Annotated in this window: 19 protein-coding genes; 6 read left to right on the top strand and 13 right to left on the bottom strand. The window is 70.5% G+C overall.

The features are described 5' to 3' along the window. Window positions 1–75: 75 nt before the first annotated feature. Together WH07_RS11265 and WH07_RS11260 are read left to right on the top strand one after the other, a co-directional pair. Window positions 76–981: a 5'-3' exonuclease gene (locus WH07_RS11265; RefSeq protein WP_046498861.1), complete on the top strand. Its 906-nt coding sequence runs from the start codon at window positions 76–78 to the stop codon at window positions 979–981. A 141-nt stretch (window positions 982–1,122) separates the two neighbouring features. After that, complete coding sequence (locus WH07_RS11260) at window positions 1,123–1,962, top strand: siderophore-interacting protein (RefSeq protein ID WP_046498840.1); 840 nt, start codon at window positions 1,123–1,125, stop codon at window positions 1,960–1,962. A gap of 166 nt (window positions 1,963–2,128) precedes the next feature. Here WH07_RS11260 and WH07_RS11255 read toward each other — a convergent pair whose 3' ends face one another. Further along, the gene (locus WH07_RS11255) at window positions 2,129–2,629 is read right to left on the bottom strand and encodes a hypothetical protein (RefSeq protein WP_046498838.1); all 501 of its coding nucleotides are present in this window, start codon (window positions 2,627–2,629) and stop codon (window positions 2,129–2,131) included. A 357-nt stretch (window positions 2,630–2,986) separates the two neighbouring features. Between WH07_RS11255 and WH07_RS11250 the strand changes: the two genes are divergently transcribed. The 3 genes from WH07_RS11250 (at window position 2,987) to WH07_RS11240 (ending at window position 6,493) form a co-directional block, all read left to right on the top strand. Further along, window positions 2,987–4,612: a purple acid phosphatase family protein gene (locus WH07_RS11250; protein WP_232788822.1), complete on the top strand. Its 1,626-nt coding sequence runs from the start codon at window positions 2,987–2,989 to the stop codon at window positions 4,610–4,612. 163 nt (window positions 4,613–4,775) lie between these two features. Beyond that, window positions 4,776–5,618, top strand: coding sequence for a hypothetical protein (locus tag WH07_RS11245; protein WP_046498835.1), 843 nt, complete (start codon window positions 4,776–4,778; stop codon window positions 5,616–5,618). Next, the gene (locus WH07_RS11240) at window positions 5,615–6,493 is read left to right on the top strand and encodes a HoxN/HupN/NixA family nickel/cobalt transporter (protein WP_046498833.1); all 879 of its coding nucleotides are present in this window, start codon (window positions 5,615–5,617) and stop codon (window positions 6,491–6,493) included. Before WH07_RS11245 ends, WH07_RS11240 begins: the two co-directional genes overlap by 4 nt. A gap of 92 nt (window positions 6,494–6,585) precedes the next feature. Here the strand turns inward: WH07_RS11240 and WH07_RS11235 are convergent, their stop codons facing one another. From WH07_RS11235 to WH07_RS11185, 11 genes are all read right to left on the bottom strand, one after another. After that, window positions 6,586–9,414 (bottom strand): DEAD/DEAH box helicase, encoded by a 2,829-nt coding sequence (locus WH07_RS11235; protein WP_046498830.1) that lies wholly within the window; start codon window positions 9,412–9,414, stop codon window positions 6,586–6,588. Window positions 9,415–9,515: 101 nt separating this feature from the next. Continuing rightward, window positions 9,516–10,469, bottom strand: coding sequence for a twin-arginine translocase subunit TatC (gene tatC / locus WH07_RS11230; RefSeq protein WP_046498828.1), 954 nt, complete (start codon window positions 10,467–10,469; stop codon window positions 9,516–9,518). A 44-nt stretch (window positions 10,470–10,513) separates the two neighbouring features. Then, complete coding sequence (gene tatA / locus WH07_RS11225) at window positions 10,514–10,816, bottom strand: Sec-independent protein translocase subunit TatA (protein WP_046498825.1); 303 nt, start codon at window positions 10,814–10,816, stop codon at window positions 10,514–10,516. A 260-nt stretch (window positions 10,817–11,076) separates the two neighbouring features. Next, complete coding sequence (locus WH07_RS11220) at window positions 11,077–11,274, bottom strand: hypothetical protein (protein WP_046498823.1); 198 nt, start codon at window positions 11,272–11,274, stop codon at window positions 11,077–11,079. A gap of 88 nt (window positions 11,275–11,362) precedes the next feature. Continuing rightward, complete coding sequence (locus WH07_RS11215) at window positions 11,363–11,644, bottom strand: hypothetical protein (RefSeq protein ID WP_079023137.1); 282 nt, start codon at window positions 11,642–11,644, stop codon at window positions 11,363–11,365. Window positions 11,645–11,705: 61 nt separating this feature from the next. After that, complete coding sequence (locus WH07_RS11210; protein ID WP_046498818.1) at window positions 11,706–12,662, bottom strand: helix-turn-helix transcriptional regulator; 957 nt, start codon at window positions 12,660–12,662, stop codon at window positions 11,706–11,708. 17 nt (window positions 12,663–12,679) lie between these two features. Beyond that, the gene (locus WH07_RS11205) at window positions 12,680–13,636 is read right to left on the bottom strand and encodes a helix-turn-helix transcriptional regulator (protein ID WP_046498817.1); all 957 of its coding nucleotides are present in this window, start codon (window positions 13,634–13,636) and stop codon (window positions 12,680–12,682) included. A gap of 146 nt (window positions 13,637–13,782) precedes the next feature. Further along, window positions 13,783–14,157 carry an FKBP-type peptidyl-prolyl cis-trans isomerase gene (locus tag WH07_RS11200; RefSeq protein WP_046498814.1) on the bottom strand — a complete coding sequence of 125 codons (375 nt, stop codon included), beginning with the start codon at window positions 14,155–14,157 and terminating at the stop codon, window positions 13,783–13,785. Window positions 14,158–14,200: 43 nt separating this feature from the next. Beyond that, entirely contained in the window at window positions 14,201–15,136 is a 936-nt protein-coding gene (locus tag WH07_RS11195; RefSeq protein ID WP_046498812.1) for an FKBP-type peptidyl-prolyl cis-trans isomerase, read from the bottom strand. Between the two features lie 130 nt (window positions 15,137–15,266). After that, entirely contained in the window at window positions 15,267–16,628 is a 1,362-nt protein-coding gene (gene pafA, locus WH07_RS11190; RefSeq protein ID WP_046498809.1) for a Pup--protein ligase, read from the bottom strand. A gap of 9 nt (window positions 16,629–16,637) precedes the next feature. Next, a complete protein-coding gene (locus WH07_RS11185; RefSeq protein ID WP_046498808.1) occupies window positions 16,638–17,933 on the bottom strand; it encodes an MFS transporter in 1,296 nt (431 codons plus the stop codon). Window positions 17,934–18,074: 141 nt separating this feature from the next. Here WH07_RS11185 and WH07_RS11180 point away from each other — a divergent pair, with 141 nt between their 5' ends. Beyond that, complete coding sequence (locus WH07_RS11180; RefSeq protein ID WP_046498806.1) at window positions 18,075–19,094, top strand: LacI family DNA-binding transcriptional regulator; 1,020 nt, start codon at window positions 18,075–18,077, stop codon at window positions 19,092–19,094. A gap of 99 nt (window positions 19,095–19,193) precedes the next feature. On the opposite strand, the gene prcA is transcribed toward WH07_RS11180, so the two are convergent. Further along, entirely contained in the window at window positions 19,194–20,021 is an 828-nt protein-coding gene (gene prcA / locus WH07_RS11175) for a proteasome subunit alpha (RefSeq protein WP_046498804.1), read from the bottom strand. Between the last annotated feature and the right edge of the window lie 45 nt (window positions 20,022–20,066).

Raw genomic sequence — 20,066 nt, 5'->3', positions numbered from 1 at the left:
TTACTTGTCCGGGCTGTCCGGCGAGGGCGGCTGTCAGTGGGCTGGGGCATCATCGGGGATGTGACGCCACGCCTGATGCTCCTCGACACCGCCTCCCTCTACTTCCGCGCCTATTTCGGGGTCCCCGACTCCGTACGCGCCCCGGACGGCACCCCGGTCAACGCGGTGCGCGGACTGCTGGACTTCATCGCGCGCCTGGTCCAGGACCACCGCCCCGACGAGCTGGTGGCCTGCATGGACGCCGACTGGCGGCCCCAGTGGCGGGTGGATCTGATCCCGTCGTACAAGGCCCACCGGGTGGCCGAGGAGCACGCGGAGGGCCCTGACGAGGAGGAGACCCCGGACACGCTCGCCCCCCAGGTCCCGGTCATCGAGGCGGTGCTCGACGCGCTCGGCATCGCGCGGGTCGGGGTGGCGGGGTACGAGGCGGACGATGTGATCGGCACCCTCGCCGGCCGGGCCACGGGCCCGGTGGACATCGTCACCGGCGACCGCGATCTGTACCAGCTCGTCGACGACGCCCGCGGTGTCCGGGTGCTCTATCCCCTCAAGGGGGTCGGCACGCTCCAGCTCACCGACGAGGCGTTGCTGCGGGAGAAGTACGGCGTCGACGGATCCGGATATGTGGATCTGGCTCTGCTGCGCGGCGACCCCAGCGACGGTCTGCCCGGTGTGCCGGGGATCGGCGAGAAGACCGCGGCCAAACTGCTCGACAGCTTCGGTGATCTGGCCGGGATCATGGCGGCGGTCGACGATCCGCGCTCGAAGCTCACACCGTCGCAGCGCAAGCGGCTCGACGAGGCCCGGGACTATGTGGCGGTGGCGCCCAAAGTGGTGCGGGTCGCGGGGGACGTACCGCTGCCGGAGTTCGATCCGGCGCTGCCGTCGGCCCCGCGCGATCCGGCCATGGTCGACGCCCTCGCCACGCGCTGGGGGCTGGGCGGAGCGCTGCGCCGGCTCCTGGTGACGCTTGAGGGCTGACGGCCGCCGCGCCCGACCGTGCGCGTGCCGGTGGCCGCCGAGGCCGGCGACCGCCTTCGGACGCGCTCAGCATTGCCGTTCCCGGGCGAAGTGTTAGCTTAGGTAAGCCTAAGCCCGTGCGCGAGAGTCTGGGGAGACACCGTGGCAGAACAGCCGGCCCGCAAGGCACCGAAGGCCCGTGAAGCACAGGTCGTGCGCACCGAGTGGCTCACCCCGCACATGGTGCGGGTCGTTCTCGGCGGCGAGGGGCTGGGCACCTTCGAGGCCGGCGAGTTCACCGACCACTACATCAAGCTGCTGTTCGCCGCCGAGGGTGTGACGTATCCCGAGCCGTTCGACATAGAGCGGATCCGCGCCGAGCACCCGCGCGACCAGTGGCCCACGACCCGTACGTACACGGTGCGCGCCTGGGATCCGGACGCCCGGGAGATGACCGTGGACTTCGTGGTGCACGGCGACGAGGGGCTGGCGGGCCCCTGGGCGGCGCGGGCGCGGGCGGGCGAGACCGTACGGTTCTTCGGCCCGGGCGGTTCCTACGTACCGGATCCGGCGGCGGACTGGCATCTGCTGGCCGGGGACGAGAGCGCGCTGCCCGCGATCGCCGCGTCCCTGGAGCGGGTGCCGGCCGGAGCGACGGTGCACGCCTTCGTCGAGATCGCGGGCCCCGAGGAGGAGCAGAAGATCACGGCGCCGGACGGCACCGGGATCACCTGGCTGCACCGCGGTGACCGTCCGGTCGGTGAGGCGCTGGTCGCCGCCGTACGCGGGCTGGACTTCCCGGCCGGTGATGTACAGGCGTTCGTGCACGGCGAGGCGGGCTTCGTGAAGGACCTGCGCCGCCTTCTGCGGGTGGAGCGGAACATTCCGCGCGAGCGGCTGTCGGTCTCGGGGTACTGGCGGCTCGGCCAGACCGACGAGGCCTGGCGCGCCGTCAAGCGCGAGTGGAACGAACAGGTCGAGCGGGAGCAGGAGGGCGCGTAGCCCCGTACCCGTACGCCCACCCGTACCGTGCGTACATTCGGCGCTGAAGGCCGCCCGCCGGGCGGCCTTTCGCGTACGCCCACGGCACACACGCCGCGCGTACGCCCAGGGCACACGCCCCCGAGCCAGCGCCCCGGGCGGCCCGGCGCACGCCCATGACGCGCCGTCAGGCCATCGGAAGCTGTGACTGCTTCAGCTCGCCCTCCGGGTCGTACACCACGCACATGACGTCCCGGTCGCCGTCCGCCCAGGTCTCCTCGGTCGGCAGGACCGGATAGAAGTCGAGCCCCGACTTCTCGCGGCTCGTCCAGTAGCGCCGGAAGCCGCGCCCGCACCCCCGCCACGCGAAGTCCGCCAGTACCGCGCGGTCGTACGGTCCTTCATCGGCCGAGAGGAAGCCGTACGACTGGTTGGCCGCGCCCTCGCGGCACGCGCGGTAGAGCACGACCTTGTCGTCCGCGGTCACGGAGTACGTGGGGTCGGTGAAGCACTCCGCCCCCTCGATATTGAGGATGCCCGAGGTCTCCGCGGTGATGAAGGTGTCGCCCTTGTGCACCGGAGCCGGTGACGGCTCGACCAGCAGCGTCCCCAGCGCGAGCAGGCTGGGAACGGCGGCCAGCAGACGACGGGCCGGGTGCCGGGCGGCGGCGGTGCGGGCGACTGGCATGGCGGACACCTGAGGGGAAGAGGGCGGACGGCCGGAAGAACGGCGCCCCGAGGAGCGGGCGGCCCTCGGCCCCTGCATCCAGACATCCCCCGGTGAACACCGGATTCCGCACGCCCAACGGCCGGGAGCACGGCCGGAGTCGAGCCGGAACGAATGCCGCGGACTGTCCCCGGGCCGCCCTCCGGGCGGCCCGGATTCGTATGGCGTACATCCCGCAAGCAGTAAAAGTTAAGTCAATCCAGCTTAAATTCCCGGCAATCCAGGCAGCCGCCGTGGAACGTGCATTCACTTCCTTAAGGGGTACACCTCCTCGTGAACGACGTCAGAAGAAGACCCTGGGCCCATGCCTCTCGGCGCGTGAAGATCACCACGACCGGTGTCGCCGCGCTGGTCGTCGCCGGTGTCATCGCCGGCCCCGTCGCCTTCGGCGATGATGTCCCCGCCCCCGTCAAGGTCCCCGCGGCGGAGATCCACAAGCCGTCCGCCATGCCGGACCGCATCATGCTCACGCCCACCACCACTCCGGCCACCAGCCAGAAGGTGACCTGGCGCGCCAACGCGGACGCTCCGCACGCACAGGCCCAGTTCCTGGAGGCGCCGCGCGCCCTGGGGCAGGTCGCCCCGGCGGCGGGCGCCCTCACCACCGTCCACGCCGAGTCCACCACCTCGGTCAACACCTCGCTGGGGTACGCCTCCACGTACCACACCGCCCTGCTGTCCGGCCTCAAGCCGGCCACCCGCTACACCTACCGGGTCGGCGACGGCACCAACTGGAGCGCGTGGACGGACTTCACCACCGCCGCCGCGGACCTGAAGCCGTTCTCCTTCATCTACTACGGCGACGCGCAGAACTACATCGACTCCGCCGTCCCGCGCGTCTTCCGCCAGGCGTTCTCGGACCGGCCCGAGGCGAAGGTCATCGTCAACGCCGGTGACCTCATCGACTCGGCCAACAGCGAAGAGCAGTGGGGCCAGTGGTACCAGGCCGGCGGCTTCATCGACTCCCAGATCAACAACATCTCGGTGCCGGGCAACCACGAGTACAGCAACGGTCTGTCGAGCTTCTGGCGCCCGCAGTTCCCGTACCCGGACAACGGCCCGGGTGACGCGGCACTCAAGCAGACCGCGTACAGCGTGGACTACCAGGGTGTGCGCTTCATCGCCCTGGACTCCAACGTACAGAGCAACGCCGCGCTGATGGCCTCTCAGACCGCCTGGCTGGAGGACCTGCTCAAGAACAACCCCAACAAGTGGACCACGGTGACCTTCCACCACCCTGTCTACTCCACGACTGGCACCCGCAACAACCCGGCCGTACGCGACCAGTGGGGCCCGCTGTTCGAGAAGTACGGCGTCGACCTGGTGCTCCAGGGCCACGACCACAGCTACGGCCGCGGCAACAAGACCGCGAACCGCAAGAGCGTCACCACGCACAACGGTGTCACCTATGTGGTCTCGGTCTCCGGCGGCAAGATGTACGCGCTGAACGACGGCGCCAACTGGACCGGCAATGGCGCCGAGCCGGTCGTCAACAGCGAGAACACCCAGCTCTACCAGCTCGTCGACGTCCAGAACGACCAGCTCCGGTTCGAGGCCCGCTACGCCAACGGCCAGCACTTCGACGGCTTCACCATCCTCAAGAACAGCAAGGGTGAGAAGACCGTCAACGACCTGCCCACCCCGGAGAACTCCGTGGGCGAGCAGGTCGGCGTCGACAAGACCACGGTGCCCAGGGACGGCTCCCTGGACATCTCGGCCTACGGCTTCGACGCGTACGAGACGGCGTCGGTCTACATGCGCCGGGTCACCGAGGGCAAGCCGGTGAAGCAGGAGCTGGTCGGCGAGATGAAGGCCGACGAGCTGGGCAGGCTGAACGAGTCCTTCCCGCTGCGCCGCTTCACGTCGACGAAGGACGACTACGTCGTGTACGTGGAGAGCGAGAACCGGAAGATCACCAGCCCGGTCGTCCACGTGACGAAGTGATTCCACGCCGGGGCGAGGGCAACCCGGCCGCGCCCGCGTGCGCCGAACCTCGCCCCGGCCCGGCCGGGGCGCATCCCGCCCCGGCCGTCCAGGCCCGCCTGCCGTCCGGGCCCCTGCCGCCAAGGCCTCCGGCCGTCCGGGACCGCACAGGAGAACCGATCCCTTGACCACCTTTCAGAGCCCCGCCCGCCACCGGGCCGTACGTTCCGGCGCTGTCGGCTTCCGGGCCGCCCTCTTGCGGGCCGTACGTTCCCTGGCTGCCCGCTACCAGGCCGTACGTTCCTCCGCTGCCCGCTTCCGGACCGTACGCCTTCGGGCTGCCCGCCTCCGAGCCGTACGCGCACTGCCGGCCGGTGCCGTGCTGGCCTGCATCGGCACTCTGGCCGCTCCGGCGCCCGCCGCGGTCGCCCATCCCTTCGGACCGCCGTCCACGGCCCGGATCAGCGCGGACGGCTCCCGTGTGTCCATCGCCTGGCGGGCCACCGCGGACGACTGGGTGGCTCTCGGCCAGTCCCTCGGCGCCTTCGAGGACCCGGAGAGCGGCGCCGTCTCGACGGAGCTGACCGGCGAGCAGAAGCTCCAGCGCTCCCCCGCCGTGCACACCTATCTGCTGCGGCACATCACCGTCGCTCAGGACGGCGGCGCGTGCAAGGGCGAAGTGGCCGCGCTGGAGCGGCTGCTCGACGAGGGTGCCCGCCTGACCTTCGACTGCCCGGCCCCTCTGGTGGAGGCGGATGTCACGGTCAGTGTGCTCACCGATCTGAACGAGGCATACCGCACCGTGCTCACGACGGACGGCGCCGCGACCCCGCGGCAGACGCTGTTCACCGCCGCCGACCGCACCCACCATCTGCGGTTCAACGCGTCCGGCGGGGGCGTGCCGGGCTCGGTGGCCGCGGTGGCCGCCGGTACCGCGGTCGCCGTACTGGCCGTCGCGGCCGTCCTGTTCGTACGCCGGTCCCGCCGCCGTACGGCGACCGCCCCCGTGGCCGGGAGCCGGCCATGACGGACCTCGGCGGACTCGACAGCCGCCTGGTGGCTCTCTTCGACGGCCGCGCTGTCTTCTGGATAGCTCTTGTCGTCGCCCTGGGCGTGGGCGCGGCGCACGCCGTCGCACCCGGCCATGGCAAGGCGATCACGGCCGCGTATCTGGCGGGTACGCGAGGGCGCGTCCGGGACGCGGTACGCCTCGGTGTGATCGTCGCGGCGATGCACACCTTCTCCGTGCTGGTGCTGGCGCTGGTGTGGGTGGGCGTCAGCGGGACGGCGGCGTTCGGTACGGAGACGGCGACCGCGTGGATGCAGGCGGCGGCCGGAGTCATCGTGGTCGCCGTGGGAGCGAGCCTGGTGTACCGGCACCTGAGGGGACACGGCGGCCATGGGCACAGCCACACGCATGGGCACGAGCACGGCCACGCGCATGGGCACAGCGGCGAGCACGGCCACAGCCACGCGCAGGGGCACGACCACGAGCAGGGGCACCCGGCACACCCGGGACACCACCACCATCACCCCGCCCACACCCACACGCACACCCACGAGTTGACCGATCCCTGGTCCCGCCGCGGTCTGACGGCCCTCGCGCTCTCCGGCGGTCTGCTGCCCTCGCCGTCCGCCTTCCTCGTCCTGGTCAGCGGCCTGCTGACCGGCCGCGCGGCGGGCGCCGTGGTGCTCGTCGTCGTCTTCGGAATCGGCATGGCGGTCACCCTGACCTGCGTCGGCGTCATGAGCATCCGCGGCTTCGCCTTCCTGGAGAAGCGACTGCGCGGCGGAACCGCCGCGACCAGACTGGCGGCCTGGACCCCGGTGGTAGCCGGGCTGACAGTCGCGACGGCCGGCTGCCTCTACTTCCTCGCCGCCGTCTCCACCCTGTCCGCCTGACGCCGTGTCGGCCTGACACCACCGTGCGCGGCGCCCCGGCCCGTACCGAAGGTGCGGACCCGGGCGCCGCGCGGACGTGACTGCCTCCCGCCTCAGCCCACCGAGCTGTACGCCACCACTCCGCGCAGCACCGCGTCGACCGCCTTGCGCGCGTTCTTCGCGACCGTGCTGTTGTCCCGGGGGGCCGCCGCCGCGATCTGCCCGAGCACATCGATGACCTGCTTGCACCACCGTACGAAGTCACCGGCCGGCATCTCCGCCTCGCGCAGCACCTCGTCGAGCCCCCGGCCCGAGGCCCACATATAGACCGCCCAGGCGAAGCCGAGGTCCGGCTCGCGCTGGCCGACGCCCTCCGCCTGGTTGATCCTCAGCTCCTCCTCCAGGGCGTCGAGCCTGCCCCAGATATGGATCATCTCGCCGAGCGCGGCCTTGGCCTTGCCCGAAGGCAGCTTGGGCGCCACCGCGTCATCGGACTGCCGGGCCTCGTACACGAGCGCCGAGACACAGGCCGCCAGCTCGGCCGGGCCGAGGTCCTCCCAGACCCTGTCCCGCAGACACTCACTGGCGAGCAGGTCCAGCTCGCCGTAGAGCCTGGCGAGCCGCTTGCCGTGCACGGTGACCTCGTCACCGCGCAGATAGTCCAGCTCGGTGAGGAGCGCCACGATCCGGTCGAAGGTACGGGCGATGGTGTTCGTCCGGCCCTCGATCCTGCGCTCCAACTGGCGGGTGTCCCGCTGGAGCCGGTGGTAGCGCTCGGCCCAGCGGGCATGGTCCTCGCGCTCGTCGCAGCCATGGCAGGGATGGGCCCGCAGCTCCGAGCGCAGCCGGGCGATCTCGCGGTCGTCGGCCGCCGCCGCGCGCTGCTTGCGATGCCGCTCGGGCACGATATGACCGGCCTTGGAGCGCAGCGCGGACGCCAGATCGCGGCGCGACTGCGGCGAGCGCGCGTTGAAGGACTTGGGGATCCGCATCCGCTCCAGCGGCTCGACCGGCACGGGGAAGTCCATCGTGGCCAGCCGCTTGACCTGCCGCTCCACGGTCAGCACCAGTGGCCGCGGCCCGTCCTGGTGCTCGAAGCCCCGGTGCCCGTTGGCCCGGCCGGCCGGCAGCCCCGGGTCGAGGACCAGCGCCAGACCGGCGAACTTCCCGGTCGGTACGTGGATGACATCGCCCGCCTTGAGCTTCTCCAGCGCCGTGGCCGCGGCGGCCCGGCGCTGTGCGGCGCCCTGCTTGGCGAGATCGTTCTCGCGCTCCTTGAGGTCGCGGCGCAGCCGCGCGTACTCCTCGAAGTCCCCGAGGTGACAGGTCATCCCGGCGCGGTAGCCGTCGAGCCCCTCCTCGTTCTTCCGCACCTGGCGGGAGATCCCGACGACCGACTTGTCGGCCTGGAACTGGGCGAAGGAGGTCTCCAGCAGCTCACGCGAGCGGTGCCGCCCGAACTGGTGCACGAGGTTGACGGCCATGTTGTACGAGGGCCGGAAGCTGGAGCGCAGGGGGTACGTCCGGGTCCCGGCCAGCCCCGCCAGCCCGCCCGGGTCCATCCCGCGCTGCCAGAGCACCACCGCGTGGCCCTCGACGTCGATGCCCCGGCGCCCGGCCCGGCCGGTGAGCTGGGTGTACTCGCCGGGGGTGATGTCGGCGTGCTGCTCGCCGTTCCATTTGACGAGCTTCTCCAGCACCACGGACCTGGCGGGCATGTTGATGCCGAGCGCCAGGGTCTCGGTGGCGAAGACCGCCTTGACCAGTCCGCGGACGAACAGCTCCTCGACGACCTCCTTGAAGGTCGGCAGCATCCCCGCGTGGTGCGCGGCGATGCCCCGCTCCAGGCCCTCCAGCCACTCGTAGTAGCCGAGGACATGGAGATCCTCGCCGGGGATCGAGGCCGTGCGCTCCTCGACGATCTCGCGCACCCGCCGCCGCGCCTCGTCGTTGTTGAGCCGCAGCCCCGCGTACAGGCACTGCTGTACGGCGGCCTCGCAGCCGGCCCGGCTGAAGATGAAGGTGATCGCGGGCAGCAGCCCTTCCGCGTCGAGGCGCTCGATGACCTCGGGCCTGGAGGGCGTCCAGATCCGGCTCCGCTGCCGGCGCTCCCGCTCCCGGTCGGCCTCGCGGACCATCTTGCCGCGTCTGCGGTCGCGCGGGTTGTACGTCCGCTGGTTCTCCATCCGGGCCAGCCGGACGAGATCGGGGTTGACCTCCCGCTTGCCCGGGCCCCGGCCGCCGTGGTCGGACTCCTCCTCGAAGAGGTCGTACATCCGGCGGCCTGCCAGCACATGCTGCCAGAGCGGCACGGGCCGGTGCTCGGAGACGATCACCTCGGTGTCACCGCGGACGGTGTCCAGCCAGTCACCGAACTCCTCGGCGTTCGAGACCGTCGCCGAGAGCGAGACGAGCGTCACCGACTCGGGGAGGTGGATGATCACCTCTTCCCAGACCGCGCCCCGGAACCGGTCGGAGAGGTAGTGCACCTCGTCCATGACCACGTAACCGAGACCGACCAGTGACTGGGAGCCCGCGTACAGCATGTTCCGCAGCACCTCGGTGGTCATGACGATCACCGGGGCCTCGGCATTGACGCTGTTGTCACCGGTCAGCAGGCCGACCTTGCCCGCGCCGTAGCGCTTGACGAGATCGGCGTACTTCTGGTTGGAGAGCGCCTTGATGGGCGTGGTGTAGAAGCACTTACGCCCCTCGGCCAGGGCCAGGTGCACGGCGAACTCGCCGACGATCGTCTTGCCCGAACCCGTGGGCGCGGCGACAAGTACGCCCTTCCCGGCCTCAAGGGCCTGACAGGCCTCGATCTGGAACGGGTCGAGGCCGAAGTCGTACAACTCGCGAAAGGGTGCGAGCGCGGTGGCCTGCTCGGCTGCACGGATCCGGGCAGCGGCGTACCGCTCGGCTGGAGAGAGGTCCTCTGTCATCTTGCTGTCGAGCCTACCCGCCGCGTCTGAACAGTCAGCCGATCTTTAATCGTCCTTGGAAACCACCCGTACGGCGGCCGGTGGGCCGCCGTACGGGGAGGTCAGGTGATGTCGTCGTACCCGTTCAGCCGGTCCGTTCGCCCGCCCTGCTCGGGCAGTGCGGACGGCGGTGTGACCGGCTCGGTCGCACCGACGGACTCGGGGGTCAGATCGAGGTCGGAGGCCTCGTCGTCGTCCAGATCCGCGTCCGGGTTGTTGCGCCTGCGCCGCCGGTCGTTGAGGAAGCAGACACCCAGCGCAAGGAAGTACAGGAACACGATGGGGGCGGCCAGTGTCAGCATGGTGAGCGGGTCACCGGTCGGGGTCGCGACCGCGGAGAAGAGCGTGATCCCCAGCACCATCAGCCGCCACCAGGAGGCGAGCCGCTTCGCCGACAGCACTCCGGTGAAGTTCAGCAGGACCAGCAGCAGCGGCAGCTCGAAGGCCAGCCCGAACACGATCACCATGCGGACCACGAGATCGAGATACTCGTCGAGCGGCAGCAGGTTCCGCGCGTTGTCCGGGGTGAAGTCGAGCAGGATCGTGGCGGTCTGCGGAAGGATCTTGTACGCGAGGACGGCGCCGCTGAGGAAGAGCGGGACGCCGATCCCCACGAACGACAGCGCGTACTTCTTCTCGTGGCTGTGCAGTCCGGGCGCGAGGAAGCCCCAGAGCTGGTACAGCCAGACCGGTGTGGACAGCACGACACCCGAGACGAGGGAGACCTTCAGGGCGATCGAGAAGGGCGAGATCAGACCGTTGACGGTCATGTCCGCGCACGGCTGGCCGTTCTTCTGTGTCAGCGTGCCACCGACGCAGCCCACCGAGTCGAGGATCGGCTGCATCATGAACTCGATGAGGTCCTTGTAGTAGAACGCGGCGATGATCGTGATGACCAGGATCGCCAGGACCGACTTCAGCAGGCGGTTTCGCAGTTCACGCAGGTGCTCGGCAAGGGGCATGCGCCCCTCGACGTCTTTCTCCTGTTTCTCCTGCTTCCGGGCAGACTTGAGCAACCCGCGTCCCTCGTCTCGTAGCGGCAGCCGTCAGTGGGGTGCGGTCAGCTCTGGGCGGTGCGGTTCGGCTCGCTGACCGGACGGGAGCTGGTGACATCACCGGGCGAGGCCTGGATCGTCCTGGGCGCGGCCTGCTGCTGGGCGGTCGCGTCGGCCGTGGTGGCCTGGTCGGCCGGGGGAGCCGCGGCGCTGTCGTCGTCCTTCTTCATGGCCTTGGCCTCGCTCTTGAGGATGCGGGCCGACTTGCCGAGCGAACGCGCCATGTCGGGCAGCTTCTTGGCACCGAACAGCAGCAGGATGACAACGATGATCAGAACGATCTCGAGGGGCTTCAGATTGCCGATCATGTCCGACTTCCTTCTCGCTGAGGCGGTTGGGACGGGGGCTGCCCGTACAACCGAACCGGTGTCCGGCGTTGGTACTCGCAGCGATCGTAACCCGCAGGGGTAAACGCGGGGCAATCCCTGTGCATACTCCCGACTGCCCCGCGTACGACCGATCCGCGACCCGTGCGGCCCGTCCGGGTTCCTCCCGGTCCGGCCCACGGGGGGCGCGCTCGTCAGCGTACCGTCCGCCCCGGGCCGGGTGGAGGGCGCGGGGGCAACCGCTACCGCAGCGCGTCACCGGTGGCGGCCAGCCGGGTGGCGGCGCGCTCCAGATCCTCGGCGGCCCGGTTGATCCGCTCGGTGGTCGCGGCGACCTGCCGGCCGAGCCGCTGGGCCTCGGCAAAGACCCGGACGGCCAGGACACCGAGGACGGCGATCCCGCAGAAACCCAGGGCGACGGCGAGCATGGGCCAGAACATGGGCAGAACCTGAACCGTTCTCGGGGGATCTCGGACAATGGTGATCTCGGACAGTGGTGTACGACACGGAAGTCACGGGGCGCCGGGCTCAGGAAGTGGCGTGCAGGCGCAGTGTCCGCACCCCGCCGCCGGTGAGGAGTTCCACGATCCGCTCCCCCGCGGGCTTGCGCACGAGGCTCTCGCACTCGGGGCAGGTGAACGAGTAGAAGGTGGTCTTGGGCGTGGCCCCGATCGCCAGGCGCAGCGCGCCCGCCGAGAGTTCGAACCGGGCCAGGCACTCGGTACAGGACGCCTTGAAGAGCACGGGAAGCACCGCTGAGATCTCCGGCACTCCGGACGAGATCTCCGGCACCCCGGTCACCACCGACATCATTCCCGGCTCTCCTTCTTCCCGCCCGTCCACTCCCGGCCCCCGCCCGTCCACTCCTGTCTCACTCCCGCCCGTCGTACGCCGCGAGCGCCTCGTCCGCCGCCAGCCGCGCGCTCTCCGCGAGTTCCCTCGGGGAGACGATCCGTCCGTCACCGCCGAGCCGCAGGGCCAGCCGCCGCAGCGAGGCGGGCGCGGGCGTGCGCAGCGTGATCCGCAGCCCGCCGTCGGGCTGTTCCTCAGCGCTGTCGTGCGGGTAGTACTCGGCGACCCAGCGCCCGCCGGGCCCGACCTCGACCACCACTTCGGGATCCTCCGCCGACGGCTGTACGAGCCCCTCCGACAGATCCCTCAGCTCCAGCTCGGGCGGCGCGGCCGGGGCGTCCAGCAGCTTGATCTCGGCGACCCGGTCGAGCCGGAACGTACGCCGCGCCTCGGACAGCCGGCACCAGGCCTCCATATAGGTGTGGCCCACGGCGAACAGCCGGATCGGGTCGACCTCGCGCTCCGTCAGCTCGTCCCGCGCCGGTGAGTAGTAGCGCAGCCACAGCCTGCGACGCTCGGAGATGGCCCGGTCGACCTCGGCGAACACCCCGCCCTCGGACTCGAAGGTCACCGAGAGCCGGGAGCTGGCGCCCGCCGCCTCGCCCGCCGCGGCCTCCAGCTTGGCGGTGGCGCGCAGGAGAGCCTGCCGGTCGCCCTCGCGCAGCCCCGGCAGGGTGGTGACGGCCCGGGCGGCCACCAGCAGCGCCGTGGCCTCGTCGGCGGCGAGCCGCAGGGGCTCGGCGACATCGTCCGGGTTGTGCCACCAGATCCGGTCGCCGTCGGTGTCGATGTCGAGCAGATCCCCGCCGCGGAAGCTCGTACCGCACATGGGCAGGACATCGAGGTCCGAGATCAGTTCGTCCTCGCTGATCCCGAACGCCCGGGCCACGTCGCTGACATGGGCGCCGGGGCGCTCCCGCAGATAGGTCACCAGCGAGAGCATCCGCCGGGTCTGGTCGATGGCGTTGGCTGCCATGGTTGTCCGGGTCCCCCTCAGCCCTTCGCCACGGCGCGCAGCCGCTCGACGACATCGGCCCGCAGATCCGCGGGTTCCAGTACGACCACGTCCGGGCCGAACTCCACCAGCCAGGCGTCGAGGCCGTGCCCGTACGGGATCTCCAGCTCGTCCCAGCCGTCGCCCAGGTCCCTGGACGACACCGCCCGCGCGCGCAGCGGATAGCCGCACCCGGACCGCAGTCTGATCAGCGCGGAGCGGGTGGCGGTCTCCCCCGCCCAGCTCTCCACGGTCTCCCGTACGGTCACCGCGTCGGGTACGGGCGCGGTGAACGAACCCGCGCGGGAGCGGACCCTGCCCGTGATCCGGGAGAGCCGGAAGACCCGCTCGGCGCCGCGGTCGCGGTCCCAGCCGGCGAGATACCAGTGGCCGCGCCAGCACTCCAGCGTCCAGGGCTCCACCTGGCGCTGCTCGGGGCGGGCCGCGTTGGCCTTGCGGTAGTCGAAGACGACGGGCCGCCGGTCGCGGCAGGCGAGCATCAGCGGTTCGAACGCGGCCTCGTGGACCGGGATCCGCGGTTCGAGCGCGCTGTGGTGCGCCTCGTACGCGTCCTCCGCCTCCGGCATTCCGGCGGCGCGCAGCTTCTGGAGGGCGCCGCTCGCCGCGCCGGCCAGCCTGGCCTGCTGCCAGACCTTCGCGGCGAGGCCGAGGGCCGCGGCCTCCTCGGCGTCGAGGGTGATGGGGGGCAGCCGGTTGCTGTCGCGCCGGGCGAGATAGCCGGTCTCGCCGTCCAGGTTCTCCACCGTCTCGATGACCAGGCCGAGTTCGCGCAGATCTTCCTTGTCGCGCTCGAACATCCGGTTGAAGGAGTCGTCGGTGCCCGCTTCCAGATAGGCCTCGATGGAGCCCCGCAGCTCGCGTTTGCTGAGCGGGCGGCGGGTCCCGAGCAGACACAGCGCCAGATTCATCAGTCGCTCGGCCTTGGCAATGGCCATCGACGCCTTGCACCCCTTTTGATCGTTGCGGCCTCCGCCTGTCGACCGTACCGCCCCGGGGTGTCCGGACAAAAGCCGAGGGCCCGTGCGGACGGCACGGGCCCTCGGTCCTGAAGTCCTCCGCGGACCTGCGGGAGCGGGACGGCTCAGACGGACACCAGGTCGCAGACAAAGATCAGCGTCTCGCCCGGGGCGATACGGCCACCGCCGGCGCCGCGCTCCCCGTACGCGAGGTGCGCGGGGATGGTGAGCTGACGGCGCCCGCCGACCTTCATGCCCTGGACGCCCTGGTCCCAGCCGGCGATGACCTGACCGGCGCCGAGCTGGAACTGGAGCGGCGTGCCGCGGTTCCAGGACGCGTCGAACTCCTCACCGGTGGAGAAGGCGACGCCCACGTAGTGGACGGAGACGGTGTCGCCAGCCTTGGCCACCGGGCCGTCGCCCTCCGTGATGTCCTTGATCTCCAGATCGGCCGGCGGCTCGCCACCCGGGAAGTCGATCTCGGGCTTCTCGATGCTCACTGAACTGCTCCTCTAAATGATGAACGGGGCAACCGGGACAGTCTTACACCTTCGCCAGGATGTCCACGGCGAACACCAGCGTGGAGTTCTTGGGGATGCCCTGCTGCTCCTGGTCGCCGAAGGCCTGGTCCGGCGGGATCACGATCAGGATCCTGCTGCCCACCTTCTTGCCGACGATGCCCGACTTGAGGCCCTTGAGGGTCAGTTGGGGCAGCGGGAAGGTCGTGGTGCGGCCCGTCTTGTACGTGCTGTCGAACTGCTTGCGGTCCTTCCACAGATACGCCGCGTAGTTCAGCACGACCGTGTCCGAGTCCTTCACGACCTCGCCGTCGCTCTCCAGCACATAGCTGGAGACCAGCTTCTTGGGCGGGTCGGTCTTGGGGATCGTGACGGTCGGCTCCTTGCCGTCGTCGTTCGTCCCGACCTTGGGCAGCGAGATGTTGTCCTGCGCGACCACGGTGCCCTTGGCGGAGGCCGGGACCTGGGTCGCCTTCAGGATGTCGACCACGAAGACCAGTGTGGCGTTGGGCTTGATGCCGTCCTGGCCCTGTGCCCCGTACCCCAGCTCCGGCGGAATGCCCAGCTCGACGCGGCTGCCGACCTTCTGGCCCTCCAGTCCCTGGTCCCAGCCCTTGATGACCATGCCGGCGCCCAGGGTCAGATCGAAGGGCTGCTTGCGGTCGAAGCTGTTGTCGAAGGGCTTCTCGGAGTCCCAGCTCTGGCCCAGGTAATTGACCTGGATCGCGTCACCCTTCTTGACCTTGGGGCCGTCACCCTCGCTGATGACATTGACCTTGAGCGCCTTGGGCGGAGTGCCCTCGCCCTTGGCGAGGGTCGGCTTCTCACCGAATTTGGTGCCCGCGGTGATCGCGGGAAGTCCGTTCTTGGACGGGGCGGAGTCGGAGCCTCCGTCGTCCCCGCACGCCGCTGTCGACAACAGCAGCAGGGGGACGACGATCAGGCCGGCAAGTCGGCGCACGGATTCCTCAGATCTCAGACGGCACGGTAGTTGCACGACACTCTAGAACGTGCCCCGGGCCCCGTACGTATACGTACGGGGCCCGGTCGTCCTGTGCGGCGAGTGTTGTCTCGTACCGCCCGGCCGTCGGCTACATACCGGCGATCAGCTTCTCCACGCGGTCGTCCACGGAGCGGAACGGGTCCTTGCAGAGCACGGTGCGCTGTGCCTGGTCGTTGAGCTTGAGATGGACCCAGTCGACCGTGAAGTCCCTGCGCTGTTCCTGGGCCCGGCGGATGAAATCGCCGCGCAGCCGCGCCCTGGTGGTCTGCGGGGGCACCGACTTGCCCTCGAAGATCTTCAGGTCGTTGCAGATCCGCGCCGCCTGGCCGCGCTTCTCCAGCAGGTAGTAGAGCCCGCGACGGCGGTGGATGTCGTGGTACGCGAGATCTATCTGGGCGACCCGCGGATGCGACATGGTCATGTTGTGCTTGGCCCGGTACCGCTCGATGAGCTGGTACTTCATCACCCAGTCGATCTCGGTGGCGATACGGTCGAGGTCCTCCGCCTCGATCGCGTCGAGCGTACGGCCCCACAGCTCCAGGACCTGGTCGACCGTGCCGGTGCGGATGCCCCGGCGCTCGACGAAGTCCACGGCCTTCTCGTAGTACTCCCGCTGGACCTCCAGCGCGGAGGCCTCCCGGCCGCTGGCCAGCCGCACCTTGCGCTGGCCCGTGAGGTCATGGCTGACCTCACGGATCGCCCGGATCGGGTTCTCCAGGGTGAGATCGCGCATCACCGTGCCCGCCTCGATCATGCGCAGCACCAGATCGGTGGCGCCGACCTTCAGCAGCATCGTCGTCTCGGACATGTTCGAGTCGCCGACGATGACATGGAGCCTGCGGTACCGCTCCGCGTCCGCGTGCGGCTCGTCCCGGGTGTTGATGATCGGACGGGAACGGGTCGTCGCGGAACTGACGCCCTCCCAGATGTGCTCGGCGCGCTGGCTGACGCAGTAGACCGCGCCCCGAGGGGTCTGGAGCACCTTGCCGGCGCCGCAGAGAAGCTGCCTGGTGACGAGGAAGGGGATGAGGATGTCCGCGAGCCGGGAGAACTCTCCGTGGCGGGCGACGAGATAGTTCTCGTGGCAGCCGTAGGAGTTTCCCGCCGAGTCGGTGTTGTTCTTGAAGAGATAGACGTCGCCCGCGATTCCCTCCTCGTGCAGGCGGCGTTCGGCGTCGACGAGCAGGCCTTCGAGAATGCGCTCGCCCGCCTTGTCGTGGGTGACCAGTTCGGTCACGTTGTCGCATTCGGGAGTTGCGTATTCCGGATGCGACCCCACGTCGAGGTAGAGACGGGCGCCGTTCCGCAGGAAGACATTGCTGCTGCGGCCCCATGAGACAACACGGCGGAAGAGGTAGCGCGCCACTTCGTCAGGTGACAGTCGGCGCTGTCCCCTGAACGTGCACGTGACGCCGTACTCGTTCTCCAGCCCGAAAATGCGGCGGTCCATGTCTGAACATTACGCCTGATGACCAGAGCTGAAACCGGGTTCGGCCGCTCCGCCCGGATCATTTTCCGTCCGGATGGTGGCACTCGCGACATCTCCGGGACCACCGCCGGACACCTTCCCGCTCCCGCCGCCGGGAGCCGCCAGGACCCGCTGGGTGGCCAGCAGGACCAGCAGCGCGGCGATCCCGCCGGCCCCCGCGACCGCGAAGCTCGCGGAGGTGCTGCCCAGCTCCGCGGCCGGGCCCGCGGCGGCCGTACCGAGCGCGGAGCCGACCCCGATCGTGGTGACGAGCCAGGAGAACGCCTCGGTGACGGTGCCGCGCGGCGCGTGCCGGTCGACGACGATGAAGGCGCAGGCGATCGCGGGCGCCAGGAAGACCCCGGACACCGCGGCCAGTACGGTCATCGCGGGCACCCCGGGCGTGAGCGTCAGCGGCAGATAGCAGAGGGCCAGCAGGGCGACGATCGCACGGAGACGGCGCTCGGGGGCGGCGGCCCACTGCCTGGCCCCGTACACCGAGCCGCCGATCAGCGCGCCCAGCCCGAGCGCCGCCATCAGCCAGCCGTAGACGGACTCACGGCCATGGTCGTCGGCGTACGCGACACCCGCGACGGTGATCGAGCCGAGGGCTATCCCGACGAAGAGGAACGAGCCCAGCAGGGCCAGCAGGCCCGGTGAGCGCAGGGCGCCCAGCCAGTGCGCCTCGCGCGGCGCCGAGCGCCAGGCGCGCGACGGGGCGGAGACCACCACGGAGAGCGCGCCGAGGACCCCGATCGCGTTGATGACGAGCAGCGCGGCGGCCGGGGACCAGAGCGCGACGAGCAGGGTGACGAGCAGCGGGCCGACCGTGAACATGATCTCCTGGGCCACCGCGTCCATGGCGTAGGCCCGGTGCACCCGCTCCTCACCGCCGAGGACATTCGGCCACAGCGCCCGCAGCCCGCCCTCCAGCGGCGGTGTGAACAGGCCCGCGACCGCCACGGCGGCATAGGCGAGCAGGGTCGAGCCGGTCCCGGCGACGACGAGGAGCACGGCGCCCAGGGCGGAGACGACGGCGGCGGGAAGCTGTACCCGGGGCTGGCCGTACAGGTCCACGGCCCGGCCGAGCAGCGGCTGTCCGATCGCGTTGGCCACCCCGTACACCGCCGCGAGCGCGCCCGCGAGGCTGTAGCTGCCGTCACCGGCGCGGACGAGCATCACGATGGCGATGGGACCCGTGGCGTTCGGCAGCCGGCCCACCAGCGTCCCGGTGAGCAGCCGCGCGGCGTGCGGCGCCTTGAGGATGTCCCCGTAGCCGGTGGCCATGGCCCGCCCCCTCTCTCCCCCGGACCCGCCGGGGTTTTACGTATAACGTCGGCGTCATACGTACCATGTGGCCAGTCCGCCGGTCCACTGCCGCCGCGGCGGACGGGACCGGCCGGACGAGCGCTACGGAGAGCAGCAGCCATGACAGAGCAGCCCGCCAGGCCCACCAGCAGGGATGTGGCCCGGGCCGCCGGGGTGTCCCAGGCCACGGTCTCGCTCGTCCTCGGCGACAAATGGCGCGGCAGGGTCTCGGAGCGCACCGCCGGGCTCGTGCGCGACGCCGCGCACGCCCTTGAGTACCGGCCCAATCTCGCGGCCCGCAGCCTCCGTCTCGGTACGACCAGGACCGCGCTTCTGGTCGTGCCCGCGCTCACCAACGAGTTCTTCGCCCGCGTCTACACCGGCGCCGCCGAGGTCGCCGCGGAGCACGGCTTCGGGGTGGTCCTCTACCCCTCCCCCGCCGGCGTGGGCCCCGCCCGGGACCCCTTCGCCTCGGCGCGGGCGGCGCTGGACGGGGTGATCGCCTCGTCCATGGCGACCCAGGCCCTGGACGCGATACGCGGCGCCGATCTGCCGCTGGTGATGCTCGACAGCGATCCGGATGCGCCCGGCGCCGCCGCACGGGTGAATCTCGACATCGCCGACGGCATCCGGCAGGTCACGGAACATCTCCTCGCCCTGGGCCACCGGCGCCTGCTCCACCTCGCCTCCGCGATCTCCTCCTGGACCTTCGACATACGGGCCACAGCCCTGGCCGAGGCGGTACGGAACGTGCCCGACGCGGTCGTACGTACTGTCTCCGCGCCCCTGGACGTGGGCGCCGGGCGCGAGGCCACCGAGCGCGCCCTGAGCGCCCCCGGCCCCCGGCCCACCGCCCTGGTGTGCGACGACGACATCCTGGCCGCGGGAGCCTGCAAGGCGGTAAGGCGGCTGGGTCTGCGGGTGCCCGAGGACATCTCCGTCACCGGCTTCGACGATCTGGCGCTGGCGACGGCCATCGAGCCGGAGCTGACCACGGTGAGCCTGCCGGCCGAGCGGGTCGGCGAACGCGGGATGTCCGCTCTGCTGGCGGTCCTGGACGGCCGCCGCCCGGAGCCCGGCGACCTCCCGGTCTCCCTGGTGGTCCGCGCCTCGACGGCGCCACCGCCCCGGGACGCCTAGGGTCGCTCCGGCGGGACCCACCGACGGCCTCCCGGACACGGCTGTGCCCCGGCCCGCGGGAGCGGACCGGGGCACAGCGGAAGACCGGCCGGACAGGACCTACTTCTCGGTGCTGTCGGGCTTCTCGGTGTCCGTGGCGGGCGACTCCGCCGAACCCGAGTCGGCGGAGTCGGTGACGTCCGGCTCCTCCGTGTCCGAGGGCGCGTCCGTCGGCGTCGAGGCGGCGCCGTCCGCCTCCAGCAGCCGGGAGAGCTGACGGCCCACGATCCGCTTGAACTTGCGCTTCTGCGGTCGCGTACGGTCCAGGACCGCCACTTCCAGCCGCTCGGCGGGAATCTCCCGCTCGCCGCCGTTCGTATCCCGGGACAGCGCCTGGACGGCCAGCTTCAGCGCCTCCGCCAGCGACATACCCTCCCGATGCCGCTGGTCCAGATACGTGCTGATCTGCTCCGAGCTGCCGCCGACCGCGACCGAACCGTGCTCGTCCACGATCGATCCGTCGTGCGGCAGCCGGTAGATCTGGTCGCCGTCCGGTGTCGCGCCGACCTCGGCCACGACCAGCTCCACCTCATAGGGCTTCTCGCCCGCGCTGGAGAAGATCGTGCCCAGCGTCTGCGCATAGACGTTGGCCAGACCACGGGCCGTCACATCGTCCCGGTCATAGGTGTATCCGCGCAGGTCCGCGTAGCGCACACCGCCGATGCGCAGATTCTCGTACTCGTTGTACTTGCCGGCCGCCGCGAAGCCGATCCGGTCGTAGATCTCGCTGAACTTGTGCAGCGCGCGGGACGGGTTCTCGCCGACGAAGACGATGCCGTCGGCGTACTGGAGCACAACGAGGCTGCGACCACGCGCGATGCCCTTGCGCGCGTACTCCGCCCGGTCGGCCATGGCCTGCTGGGGTGAGACATAGAACGGCGTCGACACCGGCTATCCGTCCCTTTCTGTCAGTGGCATGTTTGTTCAGAAGAG

Source organism: Streptomyces odonnellii, from assembly GCF_000981895.1.
GTDB classification, from domain to species: Bacteria; Actinomycetota; Actinomycetes; order Streptomycetales; family Streptomycetaceae; genus Streptomyces; species Streptomyces odonnellii.
The sequence above is the reverse complement of the archived record's forward strand: the minus strand, read 5'-3'. Positions and strand labels throughout refer to the sequence as shown.

Excerpts from the sequence above, each read along its gene's own strand:
- WH07_RS11265 (WP_046498861.1), top strand. The coding sequence starts at position 76 with ATGCTCCTCGACACCGCCTCCCTCTACTTCCGCGCCTATTTCGGGGTC.
- WH07_RS11255 (WP_046498838.1), bottom strand. The coding sequence starts at position 2,629 with ATGCCAGTCGCCCGCACCGCCGCCGCCCGGCACCCGGCCCGTCGTCTG.
- WH07_RS11240 (WP_046498833.1), top strand. The coding sequence starts at position 5,615 with ATGACGGACCTCGGCGGACTCGACAGCCGCCTGGTGGCTCTCTTCGAC.
- WH07_RS11235 (WP_046498830.1), bottom strand. The coding sequence starts at position 9,414 with ATGACAGAGGACCTCTCTCCAGCCGAGCGGTACGCCGCTGCCCGGATC.
- tatA (WP_046498825.1), bottom strand. The coding sequence starts at position 10,816 with ATGATCGGCAATCTGAAGCCCCTCGAGATCGTTCTGATCATCGTTGTC.
- WH07_RS11220 (WP_046498823.1), bottom strand. The coding sequence starts at position 11,274 with ATGTTCTGGCCCATGCTCGCCGTCGCCCTGGGTTTCTGCGGGATCGCC.
- WH07_RS11215 (WP_079023137.1), bottom strand. The coding sequence starts at position 11,644 with ATGTCGGTGGTGACCGGGGTGCCGGAGATCTCGTCCGGAGTGCCGGAG.
- WH07_RS11210 (WP_046498818.1), bottom strand. The coding sequence starts at position 12,662 with ATGGCAGCCAACGCCATCGACCAGACCCGGCGGATGCTCTCGCTGGTG.
- WH07_RS11205 (WP_046498817.1), bottom strand. The coding sequence starts at position 13,636 with ATGGCCATTGCCAAGGCCGAGCGACTGATGAATCTGGCGCTGTGTCTG.
- pafA (WP_046498809.1), bottom strand. The coding sequence starts at position 16,628 with ATGGACCGCCGCATTTTCGGGCTGGAGAACGAGTACGGCGTCACGTGC.
- WH07_RS11185 (WP_046498808.1), bottom strand. The coding sequence starts at position 17,933 with ATGGCCACCGGCTACGGGGACATCCTCAAGGCGCCGCACGCCGCGCGG.
- WH07_RS11180 (WP_046498806.1), top strand. The coding sequence starts at position 18,075 with ATGACAGAGCAGCCCGCCAGGCCCACCAGCAGGGATGTGGCCCGGGCC.